11 protein-coding genes are annotated in these 11,275 nt (G+C 57.6%); 8 read left to right on the forward strand and 3 right to left on the reverse strand.

What is annotated here, in order from left to right; translation table 11 throughout:
* Nucleotides 1-4: 4 nt before the first annotated feature.
* Both feoB and KGZ66_06265 read right to left on the reverse strand, forming a co-directional pair.
* The gene (gene feoB / locus KGZ66_06260; protein ID MBS3985188.1) at nt 5-2,017 is read right to left on the reverse strand and encodes a ferrous iron transport protein B; all 2,013 of its coding nucleotides are present in this window, start codon (nt 2,015-2,017) and stop codon (nt 5-7) included.
* Nucleotides 2,018-2,024: 7 nt separating this feature from the next.
* Complete coding sequence (locus tag KGZ66_06265) at nt 2,025-2,270, reverse strand: FeoA domain-containing protein (protein MBS3985189.1); 246 nt, start codon at nt 2,268-2,270, stop codon at nt 2,025-2,027.
* Between the two features lie 110 nt (nt 2,271-2,380).
* Here KGZ66_06265 and KGZ66_06270 point away from each other — a divergent pair, with 110 nt between their 5' ends.
* The 3 genes from KGZ66_06270 to KGZ66_06280 all read left to right on the forward strand — a co-directional run bounded on the left by KGZ66_06270 (nt 2,381) and on the right by KGZ66_06280 (nt 6,270).
* Nucleotides 2,381-2,890, forward strand: coding sequence for a MarR family transcriptional regulator (locus tag KGZ66_06270; protein MBS3985190.1), 510 nt, complete (start codon nt 2,381-2,383; stop codon nt 2,888-2,890).
* Between the two features lie 66 nt (nt 2,891-2,956).
* Nucleotides 2,957-5,029, forward strand: coding sequence for a diguanylate cyclase (locus tag KGZ66_06275; protein ID MBS3985191.1), 2,073 nt, complete (start codon nt 2,957-2,959; stop codon nt 5,027-5,029).
* Nucleotides 5,026-6,270, forward strand: coding sequence for an MFS transporter (locus KGZ66_06280; protein ID MBS3985192.1), 1,245 nt, complete (start codon nt 5,026-5,028; stop codon nt 6,268-6,270). Before KGZ66_06275 ends, KGZ66_06280 begins: the two co-directional genes overlap by 4 nt.
* On the opposite strand, the gene KGZ66_06285 is transcribed toward KGZ66_06280, so the two are convergent.
* On the reverse strand, nt 6,263-7,567 hold the full coding sequence (locus tag KGZ66_06285) for a nicotinate phosphoribosyltransferase (GenBank protein MBS3985193.1): 1,305 nt from the start codon (nt 7,565-7,567) through the stop codon (nt 6,263-6,265). The genes KGZ66_06280 and KGZ66_06285 overlap by 8 nt on opposite strands.
* Nucleotides 7,568-7,703: 136 nt before the next feature.
* Here KGZ66_06285 and KGZ66_06290 point away from each other — a divergent pair, with 136 nt between their 5' ends.
* From KGZ66_06290 to KGZ66_06310, 5 genes are all read left to right on the forward strand, one after another.
* Nucleotides 7,704-8,711, forward strand: coding sequence for a ThiF family adenylyltransferase (locus tag KGZ66_06290; GenBank protein MBS3985194.1), 1,008 nt, complete (start codon nt 7,704-7,706; stop codon nt 8,709-8,711).
* 137 nt (nt 8,712-8,848) lie between these two features.
* A complete protein-coding gene (locus KGZ66_06295) occupies nt 8,849-10,192 on the forward strand; it encodes a response regulator (protein ID MBS3985195.1) in 1,344 nt (447 codons plus the stop codon).
* Nucleotides 10,164-10,718, forward strand: a complete 555-nt coding sequence (locus KGZ66_06300; protein MBS3985196.1) for a transcriptional repressor — start codon at nt 10,164-10,166, stop codon at nt 10,716-10,718. The genes KGZ66_06295 and KGZ66_06300 overlap by 29 nt, the downstream gene beginning before the upstream one ends.
* The gene (locus KGZ66_06305) at nt 10,708-10,971 is read left to right on the forward strand and encodes a metal-sensitive transcriptional regulator (GenBank protein MBS3985197.1); all 264 of its coding nucleotides are present in this window, start codon (nt 10,708-10,710) and stop codon (nt 10,969-10,971) included. Before KGZ66_06300 ends, KGZ66_06305 begins: the two co-directional genes overlap by 11 nt.
* Nucleotides 10,972-11,040: 69 nt before the next feature.
* On the forward strand, nt 11,041-11,193 hold the full coding sequence (locus KGZ66_06310; GenBank protein ID MBS3985198.1) for a heavy-metal-associated domain-containing protein: 153 nt from the start codon (nt 11,041-11,043) through the stop codon (nt 11,191-11,193).
* Nucleotides 11,194-11,275 lie beyond the last annotated feature (82 nt).

An 11,275-nucleotide genomic window follows, 5' to 3' on the forward strand; every position in this document is an offset into this window, starting at 1 on the left:
GCCTTCACACTATCCCCAGCATCCTCGCTCCCTGCGCCACTATCACGCACACAACTATCCCGGTCACGGTCGGCACAAGGAAGGACAACCACGTCCATTTGGAGCTTAACGTCTCCTTGCGGATGGTTAGGAGCGTGGTGCCGCAGGGAAAGTGATTTAGGGCAAAGAGCATGGTGCACACGGCGGTGAGCCAAGTCCAGCCGTTAGCTACGAAGAGCTGCCGCAGCGCGTCTAGGCTGTCAAGCTCAAGCATGGTTGTCGCGCGCAGGTAACTCATAATCAGAATCGGGATCACTATCTCGTTCGCGGGTAGCCCCAAGATAAAGGCCATCAGGATAAACCCATCGAGCCCCATCAGGCGCCCCAGGGGGTCGAGCGCGCCGGCGGTGAGATTAAGCAGTGAAGCGTCGCCGACAGTAATATTCGCCATCGCCCAAATCACTACGCCCGCCGGAGCGGCTACCATTACGGCGCGCGCCAACACAAACAGAGTTCTGTCTAAGAGGGAGCGCACAATTACCTTCCCTATTTGCGGCAGGCGATAGGGAGGGAGTTCGAGCGTAAACGAGGACGGCAGGCCCTTTAGGACGGTGACAGACAGCAGTTTGGAGACCGCGAGCGTAATACCTACCCCGAGTACGACGCTAAGTAGCACGGCTAGTGCGGCAGTAACACTGGCAAAGGCCCCGTTGTCTGCGGCCAAAAACATGGCCGAAACCGCAATTAAGATGGGGAAGCGACCGTTGCAGGGGACAAAGTTGTTCGTTATAGTCGCAATCAGCCGCTCGCGCGGCGATTCAATAATTCGCGCCGAGATAACGCCCGCGGCATTGCAGCCAAACCCCATGCACATGGTCAACGCTTGCTTGCCGTGGGCACCTGCCTTCTTGAACAGGGCGTCGAGGTTAAACGCCACGCGCGGCAGATACCCTAAGTCCTCGAGCAGGGTAAAGAGAGGGAAGAAAATGGCCATGGGCGGGAGCATGACCGAGACTACCCAGGCTAGCGTGCGGTAAACGCCTGTCACCAGGAGTCCGTAGAGCCAAGCCGGTGCTCCGAGCGCGGTCATCCAGAGAGAGAATTGGGTTTCGACCCAAAAGAGGCCCGTAGCGATTAACTCCCCCGGCACGTTAGCACCCGCGATAGTAAGCCAAAATACGGCGCCAAGCAGGGTCAACATAATAGGTAGACCGAAGAGCCTGCTTGTTAAAATGCGGTCTAGCTTGCGGTCTGTGGCGTGCGGTGCCGTCCTGTGCTCTGTCACTACTGCGGCAGCAATTGCTTCGGCGCACTTTACCGTACCTTCGGCGACGAGATTGCGGCAGTCCGCGGGGCCGATTCCCTTTTCCCAAAGATACGACCTCGCCAAAGCGACAGGAGACGCTTCGCCGTCAGCGCTCGGCTCCCTGCACAAGAGGTCGAGCGCGCTAAAGCGCGGCAAATCCCCCGTAAGAGCAAGGGCGTGTTCGAGGCGCTCGTCGTAGCGCACCTGTAGGGGATTGGTCTCTAGTTCTTGCTGCGCTACGCTAAGTACGGCGTCCTTTAGCTTTTCTAGGCCGACGCCGGAGCGCGCCGCAGTGCCGATAACCGGCACGCCGAGCTGCCGCTCTAGCTCCTTTACCTCGACAACAATGCCTTTGCGCTTGGCCTCGTCGATTAAGTTAACGCAGACTACGGCGCGGCGGGTAAGCGCGAGCACCTGCAAAGCCAAGTAAAGGTTGCGCTCTAAGCAGGTAGCGTCCACCACGACAACCGTGCAGTCGGGCGAGGCCTGCAGGATAAAGTTGCGCGCAATTTCTTCCTCTGCGGAGTCGGCATAGAGGGAATATGAGCCGGGCAGGTCAACTACTAAGTGGTTGGCCTGTTTGTAGCTGTAGCGGCCTTCCGCAGATACTACGGTTTTTCCGGGCCAGTTGCCGGTGTGCTGTTTTAGCCCGGTTAAGCTGTTAAAGATAGTGCTCTTGCCCGTGTTAGGGTTGCCGGCCAGTGCCACGATGAAGGCGTCGGTCAGTCCCATTTTGCCCTCACCGGCAGTCAAGCTCGACGATGACTGTATTGGCATCTTCCGACCTTAGGGCAATGACGGCCCCGCGAATGCAGTAGGCTTTGGGGTCGTGTGCGGGGCTCTCGTGCAGAGCCTCTACTTGTGTGGCCTGCGTGAGACCGAAGTCAAGCATTCTTTGCCGCAGCCTGTCTTTTGCGCCCAGAGACACCACCTTCGCGCGCTGACCCACACTTAGTTTTGCCAGTGACATAAGTTCTGCTCCCATGGTCACCCTCCTTGTTCTTTGCCTCGACCTACTCTCATAGGCTAGAGGTAGGCAAGCTACCCTCGGGGTAGCAGAGTTGCCTTGGGCTAACATATGAAGCCGCGGGTAAAGTGGTGCAGATAGGGGAGGGAGGCGGCATTACGCAGAAGGGGCAGCAGTTTCACACTTATCGGGGGTATCATTTGCTCAGGCAAGAGGGGCAAGCCGTGCTGACTCCTAGCCAAGAAGACTACCTAGAAATGATCTATAGGCAGTGCCAAGCCGAAACCTACGTGCGCAGCAAAGGGCTGGCGGAGCAACTTAGTGTTGCCGCCCCTTCCGTTACGCGCACCGTCAAGAAGCTTGCGGCGCTAGGCTTTATTAAGTACAGCCCCTATGGCTTAATTACGCTTACCGAGGCAGGGCGCACTGCGGGCGAGTTTCTGCTCGACCGGCACAACACCGTAGACGCCTTCCTGCGCTTACTTGGTGTGGAAGAGTCGCGCTTCGTTGAAACCGAGTTAATCGAACACCACGTCAGCGCCTATACGCTTGTTTTGATTAAGCAATGGGTGGAGTTTTTGCGGCAGCACCCGGACATTTTGGCTATGTTTTACGAGAAGTGTCGTCAATTTAGCTAAGAATGCAGGAATTCAGTTAGAAGTGGGCGAACTACTAGACGCAGAGAGAGCGGTGGAGGGGAAGTTGTGTCTTTGCGCCGGATTACCACGGTGTTTTTTATTGGCTACACAGCGGTAGCCCTTGCTCTGTTGCTCGCGAGCGATGTGCCGCTCTGGCCGCAGGGAATGCTTCTTGTCGCGCTGTATGGCGCGTTTATGGTGGTGGTGCTCTCTTCCCTACACCATTACGTACTCCTACCTATTCACCGCCTCACGGATTTTATCTCACGCAGTTCTATCGCCACTGCTACGCCGCTTGGGGAGCGAACAAGAGGTAGTGCCGTCCTCCACATCGAGCAGGTCGTCAAGGACACGTTTGACAGGCTGCAGCACTTTCAGCTCCTCTACGCCAGCATGCGCGAAGGTGTGGCCGTGCGCGAGCTTATCCTTGACGCTGACGGTAAGCCGTGGGACTATCGCTTTCTTGAGGTCAACCCCGCCTACGAAAAGATACTGGCGTTTACGCGCGAGCAGATAATCGGGAAAACGTGGCGTGAGCTAGCGGGGGTTCATGAGGCCGACTGGCCTAAGGAGTTTGATGATTACGTCGACGTAGCACTTAGAGGTGTCGTGCGGCGCTTTACACGGGAGCATGACGGAAGATACTATGAAGTACAAGCTTACCAGCCGCGGCCGCTGCAGTTCGCCTGTATATACACCGACATTACCGAGCAACTACAGGCCGAAAAGCAAACGTGGGAGAACTACGACGACTTAGTGCGACTTGTTACTACCATGGGGGACATGCTGTTTATTTTCGACGCGACGGGGCGGATTCTGCATGTGAATAGCGCTGTTGAAGCCACCTTAGGCTTTAGCGCGCCCGAGCTTTTGGGGAGGGCCGTCGTCGAGCTTCACCCCGCCGACCTGCTACAGGAGACGGAAGAGAACGTGCAGGAAGTGCTTTTAGGTAGACCTACGACCCGCTCCATACCTTTAGTGGCTAAAGACGGCACATTAATTGACGTCGAAACCCGCTCTACGCGCGGCAAGTGGCGCGGGCAAGAGGCCGTGTTTGCGGTGGTGAGAGATGTGCGCGAGCGGCTCTTGGCAGAGAAGCAGCTGCGTTACCTGAGCCTGCACGACCAGCTTACCGATATCTATAACCGCGCCTTCTTTTCTACGGAGCTTGAGCGCCTCCAAGGCAGCCGCGAATACCCTATTTCCATAATTGTGGCTGACGCTAACGGCCTTAAGCTAATAAACGACGTGCTCGGGCATCGCGAGGGTGACGATTTCCTTAAGGCCTGCGCAGATGTTCTTAAGAGCGTGCTGCGTAAGTCAGACATCTTGGCGCGCGTGGGCGGCGACGAGTTTGCCGTTATCTTGCCGCGGACGGGGGAGGAAGCAGCCGCGGGTGTGCTTGCGCGTGTTCGCGCGGCGGGCGCGAGTTTTAGCTCCGAAGACTGCGTGCTGCCCATGAGCCTAAGCATCGGTGTGGCCACCGCTAACAGCCCGAGCATTATGCTCGACGATGTCTACAAACTTGCCGACCACCTCATGTACCGCGACAAACTAGCGGAACGCTCTCTGGCGCACCGCAACATTCTTAACGCTCTGCTGCGAGTACTTGCGGAGCGCGACTTTGGAGCCGTGGGCCACACTATGCGCCTTAGGGAAACCTGCCTGCGCTTAGGTAAGAGCTTCGACTTCTCTGCGAAGCAGCTAGAAGCGCTAGCGCTATTTGCCGATGTGCATGACCTAGGCTTAGTCGGCGTGAGTCCGGCCATCATGAGTAGCCGCGCGCGCCTCACCGAAGAGGAGTATGGGTTGATTAAGCAGCACCCTGAGCGGGGCCTGCGCATTGCCTATACCTTCCCCGAAGTGGCCCCGGTAGCCGACCTGATTCTCGCGCACCACGAACACTACGACGGCAGCGGCTATCCACTGGGGTTAAAGGAGACAGAGATTCCGCTGGAATGCCGCATTCTAGCTGTGGCCGACGCCTATGAAGTTATGACCGCAGGCAGGCCTTACCGCGACCCGCTTGCGCCGGCCGAGGCTCTAGCCGAGCTTAAGCGCTGCGCAGGTTGGCAATTTGACCCACACGTGGTAGAGCGGTTTATTAGAGAACACGAGGTAGGGGGACTATTTGAGTGAGCGCGACAAACGATGTGCCGGTGCTAAAGAACAGGACTTTTCTTATCCTTTGGGGCGGGCAGATAGTCTCCATGCTAGGCGATGCGCTGTTTAGCCTCGCGCTAATGTGGTGGGTAGTGAGCGAAACGGGGAGCGGCGTCGCGGTGTCGTTTGTGGCGCTGGCCACATCCGTGCCGCGCTTGGTGCTAGCGCCAATCGTCGGCGTGTACGTCGACAGAGTAGACAAGCGCCGCATGATGCTTTTTGCCGACACTTTGCTTGGGGTTATAACGCTAGGCATGACAATTCTGTTCTGGCGCGGTCACTTCTCGTTACCACTCATTATTGGCGCCGCCGCCATTCTTGGGGCAGCGTCTTCACTCGATGGCCCGGCCTACGAGGCGACTATCCCGACGGTCGTGGGGAAGAGCCAGCTAGTAAGGGCAAACTCCCTTATGCAGACAGCAAACAGCGTCATCGGATTACTTGCGCCGGCGCTTAGCGGCGTGGTAATTGCCTTCGCCGGTGTAGGAGTCGCAATTCTTGCCAACTCCATCTCCTTTTTCATTGCCGCTCTTTCACTGCTCTTAATTCGCTTGCCGGTGCAGCTTCGCGTTGTAAAGCAGCGCTCTTTCGGTCGCGACTTAAAGGAAGGCGCAAAGTTTATCTTGGGACACAGCCTGCTGTTTCCCATGCTTTTATACGCCGCGCTAATTAACCTTTGCCTTGCGCCAATTAGCGTCTCTATGCCGCTCTTGGTGACGGGCGTGCTGCGGGGCGGCCCACAGCTTCTCGGTTTGTTTGGGAGCTTCCAATCAGGCGGTGTGCTTGTTGCTTCCCTGCTCCTCTCGGCTAAGCCCGCGCTGCTTGCGGCTACCGGCAAAGTAATGATTCTTTCGCTTATCGCCTTAGGTCTCTTTACGGTGGTTATCGCGCGCGCAAATACAGCGCCGCATCTTCTGCTCGGCGGCGCTGCTGTCGGTTTTGTTTTGGTGGTGGCGAATGTCGCCTCACGCACTATCTGGCAACGTGAAGTGCCCGAGGAACTAAGAGGCAGGGCTTTTACCGCGCGTGATGCCGTGAGCGGGGCGCTGCGACCGATGGGGCAAGCAATGGCAGGCCCGCTGGTCGACTCCGTCGGGCCGGTCTGGCTGATTGCCGGTGCCGGCGTGCTGTGCGCCGTAGGCGGCCTCCTTGGCTTAGGGGTGCGGAGCATAATTGCTTACCCGGAGAAGACTAAGCGGGTTTCGGCTACTATGTAATTGCCTCAAGGAGAGGGTTATCGTTTGGCTGTCGCCCTTGTTTGCCTAACGGCTGCCAGACGCCGCCCACTTTGACGCGCACAATGTCCGCGGTAAAGTCGGTGGTGTTGCCACGGGAGTTCTCAAGGAGCGACGACCCCACGCCGTACATATCGACCGGCACACCTTCCGCTTCAAAGCGACGGATGCGGGCCACGTCAAAGCCGCCTGTCACCACGATTTTTACGCCGCGGCAGTAGCTTTCGGCTAAGTGCCTGTGTTCTGCCGGGATGTCCCAGCTCTCATGCGCCGTGTCGAGTCCCTGGCGAATGTTTCTAACCAGCCGCGGGTTAACCCCGAGGTCTGCCTCTCTGTCGCCCGTTTCCGGAACGGAGACGTCGCGCATGTTGCCGGCGGTGTCCGGACGCACGCCAAAGAGGCGATACATCTCTGCTCTCTGTTCGTCGCCGCCGAGTACCGCCTCTAAATATAGCGGGAACATGGCTGACAGGACTTTGCGGGCCTCGCCTACGCAGTCATTGTGAAAGTCAATCAGGGCGATGCGCGGCACGTCGGGAGGCATAATGCGGCAAAACTGCAGCATGGTTTCGACCGTGTCGCCAAGGAAACAGGCGATACTGGCGTGGCTAATGGTGCCGCCGCCCCTGCCGCCAAAATACGCGCCTTGGGCATGGGTCGAGACGAAGACGCGCGCTTCTGTGCGGTGGTGCCGGTTATAGGCGTCCACCGCCGTTTTATAGGCATACCCGTGCAACGGCTGCACTTTATAGTGGGCAAAGCGGGCAGGGAAGAACAAAATATCCTTGCCGCGTGCGGCCGCAAGAGTGTTGTAGACATTAGTCGCGATGCGCGAGCCTTCGGTGAGTAGGCCTAAGATAGGCGTTTCCAGCTGGCCGTAGTAGCGATACTTGCCGCGCACTTTGAGGACGGGTGTGACATCTTTGGAATCGCCCCCGTAAGGCACTAAGGCCCCATCGTGCGCTGCCTCGACCTCGAGCTCGCGAAACATGTTGACAAAGCCTCTATCTAAGTCCCAAAAACCTGTGCATTCCCGCAGGATATGTACTGCCTCATCTACTCCCACGAGCACGGCAAAAGGTTGACGGCGAGGGAAAAACTGCATTTCCACCTCGATATCCCCGACAGCTACGCCGTTATAGTCGTAGCCTGCGCGCGCGAGCTCGGCTAAAATGGCAGTTGTGTTGGAAAAGTAAGCGTCGGTATAATAGCCTTGACGCAGCCGCTCTACATCTGTTTCCGTAACCTGCGGCGGGAGACGCCTCTGTATATCTTCCATAATGTGCCTCCTAGTCGATGATCCGTTACCTCTCCGTTGTGTGTAGGGACGTGCCTTGGCACGTCCGCAAACTATCCGCCGCTATCATAAGATATTTCGCGCCTTTGCGCCATAGCCAGAGCATAGGAGGTGTTCCATGGAACGCTACGCACGCCAAATCGTACTGCCCTTCGTTGGGCCAGAAGGCCAAGCGAAGCTCGCCGCGGCAAAAGTTACGGTAGTCGGCTGCGGAGCCCTCGGCACCGTGTCAGCCGAGCTTTTGGTGCGCGCCGGAGTGGGTTGTGTGCAGGTCATCGACCGAGATGTCGTCGAGCTCTCGAACCTGCAGCGGCAGCTGCTCTACACCGAGCGCGATGCCGCCCTGCGACTGCCTAAGGCCGTAGCCTTGACGGCGCATCTTAAGGCGATTAACAGCTCAGTCGAGGTCTTAGGCGTCGTAGCCGACTTTAGCGGCAGTAAAGCCAAAAAGTTGCTCGCCGGGAGCACGGCCGTCATTGACGCCACGGACAACTACGCCACGCGTTTTACCATTAACGACGCTTGCCTGGAGTTAGGGTTACCGTGGGCCTACGGCGGGGCGCTCGGCAGTCGCGGCATGACGGCCACGTTTCGCCCCGGCGGCGCATGCTTTCGCTGTCTTTTTAGCGAGCTTCCGGCCTTAGGAGCAGGCGACAGCTGTGAACTTACGGGCGTGTTGGCCTCGGTCACCGCCATTGTAGGCTCGCTGCAGGTGACGGAAGCGATTAAGCTGATTGTGGCGCCGGAGCTTGTGCGGGGGAACGTGCTCGAGTTTGATGTGTGGCAAGGTGGTTTCCACACATTCTCACTAAAGCGTGACGCAGCCTGTCCGGCTTGCCAAGGCGGCCAGCGCCTGTTTCTGGCGGACGACTCCGCCGCCCAGACTAGCGTCATCTGCGGGCGCAACAGCGTGCTTCTTTACTCCGGCACGGACGAAGTAGATTTGCCCGCACTCTCCCGCGTGTTGGCGGCGAAAGGGCTAGAGGTTAAAGAGACGAAGTATAGCTTGCGCGTTGAGTTTCTGGAACGCGAGGTGATTGTTTTCTCCGACGGACGTGCCCTAGTTAACGGGACTAGCGACGTGCACGAGGCCCGCCGCGTTTTTCAGGCTGCCCTAGGTACTTGAGCGAGTGCGCGCGTCCATAGATTTTACATCTAAAATAGCAGGAATTAGCGTATTCAAGCAGAAGAAGAACAAGTAATGCCTTCGGCTTGATTTTTCCTAGTCAGGAGTGAACACGCATCGCTAAGCGCATTCTTCTGGTGGACGACGACCCGCTGACACTTGATGCTCTGCGGGCTAGTTGCGAGGCGGCGGGCTTTGAGCTAATTAACGCCCAGGATGGACCAAGTGCGCTCCGCCTCGCCATGCGCGAGCGCCCCGACCTCATTATCCTTAACGGGTTGCTGCCGGCAACCTCGCGCTTAGAGGTTGTGCGCGAGGTGCGACGCAACACGCTTGTTTCCCATGTGCCGATTATGATTCTCGCCTCCGGCAGCACGACGGAAGACGTCGTGGCAGCACTCGACGCCGGCGCCGACGATTTCTTACATAAACCCTTCGACTTGTGTGAGTTAATGGCCAGGATAAAGTCGCAGCTTAGGCGGTCCTGTCAGGAGCGCTCCCTTAACCCCTTGACCGGGCTTCCCGGCAATGTCACTATTGAAGCCGAGTTTAAGCGACTCGTGGCAGCCAAGAAGCCTTTCGCGGTAATCTACGCCGACATCGACAACTTTAAATCCGTCAATGACGCCTACGGATTTCTGCAGGGCGATGAAGGGATAAAACTGCTGGCGGCGATTCTCCTTGACGCCGTGCGTAGGTTTGGCCACCCCTACGATTTTGTGGGGCACGTAGGCGGAGACGACTTTGTCGTCTGTACCACGCCCGACAAAGCAGATGCGGTCTGCCAACACATTATTCGTTTGTTTACGGCCCAAGTGCCTTTTCTCTATCATCCCCTCGACCGCGCGCGCGGCTATATTGCCGGCGTCAATCGACAAGGGCAGGCAGTCCGCCACACCGTCGCCACCATCAGCCTGGCCGTAGTTACGAACGAGCGTCGGGCGATTGAGTCGCACTGGGAGATTGGCGAGATTGCCGCAGAGCTTAAGCGCGCCGGCAAGCAGATTCCGCACAGCATCTATATTAAGGACCTGCGCGGCACGGGAGAGGGGCAGGAGGCGCCCCCGGCTGAGCGTCCGGATTTCTCGTCCTTACCGCCGACGGCACTCGTTACGGACGACCCGGTGCTTAGGGTGGTCAGTCCCACTATCTTTAGGCGCCATGGCTTTACGGTGCGCATTTGCGACACCTTAGCTGAGGCGACGAGTCTCTGCCCGGCTGTGCTGATTATAGACACAGAGACGCGCGCCGTCGACAGCGAAGCCGTTTTGGCTTGGGCAAGGACGGGTAGGCCGGTTATTCTGCTAGGCTTCCTGCTTGACGACTCTTTGCGCGGCGTAGCTTCCGGGGCGGTAGCCAAACTAGAGAAACCGGTCGACCTTTCGACATGTGCGGAACACCTCGGTTACCTGTATAGGCAGCTGCTGTCGCGCGCTAAGGCGAGCAAGTTCCATGCCGCGGCCGTCAGCGGCGAAGAGTGACGCGCGACTTGACAGCGCTAAACGAGAGTGTCATTCTAAGTACATCAAACAAAAGTTGAGGTGTGCCGTATTGCTCGAACACTCTGTGGTGGAGGAAGTCCGCGACATCCTAAAGGAACGCGAGTTTAGGCTGACTCCGCAGCGCGAAGCGATTCTTAAGATTTTGCTTGACCATAAAGATACACATTTGACCGCGGAAGACATATACCAGATGACGCGCGACAAGAACCCCGAAATTGGGCTGGCCACCGTATACCGCACCTTAGACCTATTTGCGGGGCTAGGCATCCTCTCGCGTTTAGACTTTGGCGAGGGCGGCAGAAAGTACGAGCTCGCCGGGGAGCGCGAAAAGCATTACCACCACCACCTGCTTTGCCTAGGCTGCGGCGACATAATTGAGTTTAACGAAGACTTGCTGGAAGAACTAGAGGAGCGCATTTCAGCCAGTAAGAACTTCAAAATAGTTGACCACAGCTTGCGCTTCTTTGGCTTCTGCCACGCTTGCCGGGACAAGCATGAAAGCTAATCGCGACGCGGTTCTGCGCCGTTTGCGCCGCATCGAAGGTCAGGTGCGGGGCCTAGCGCGCATGGTGGAGGAAGACCGCTATTGCATCGATGTTTTGACGCAGTTAGCCGCCATTCGCGCGGCCCTAGCACAGGTAGGCGTCGAGGTGCTAGACGCACACGCACGCGGTTGTCTCACCGCCGCCGTGCAGTCCGGTCAGTCTGACGCAGCCATTGACGAGTTTTTAGACGCGCTGGAAAGATTCATGAAATAGGGAGGTCTTAGCATGCAGGAAGTAATCTTTACCGTAACCGGGATGACGTGAGGCCACTGCAAAGCGGCCGTGAGTCGAGCGTTATCGGCGTTACCTGGTGTACGAACCGTCGCGGTAGATTTAGCTAACCGCAAAGTGACCGTCTCTTACGACCCGGGGCTCGTGTCTTTAGCGGCCATGCGCGGCGCTATTTCGTCCGCAGGCTACGAAGCCGAGGCCTAGGAAAGAAACAAAAGGGGACGTCAAAACAAAAGGGACGGTTCTTTTTGTTCTAGAAACAGAAACCAGAACAAAAGGGACGGTT

Source organism: Selenomonadales bacterium, from assembly GCA_018335585.1.
Taxonomy (GTDB): Bacteria; Bacillota; UBA994; order UBA994; family UBA994; genus UBA994.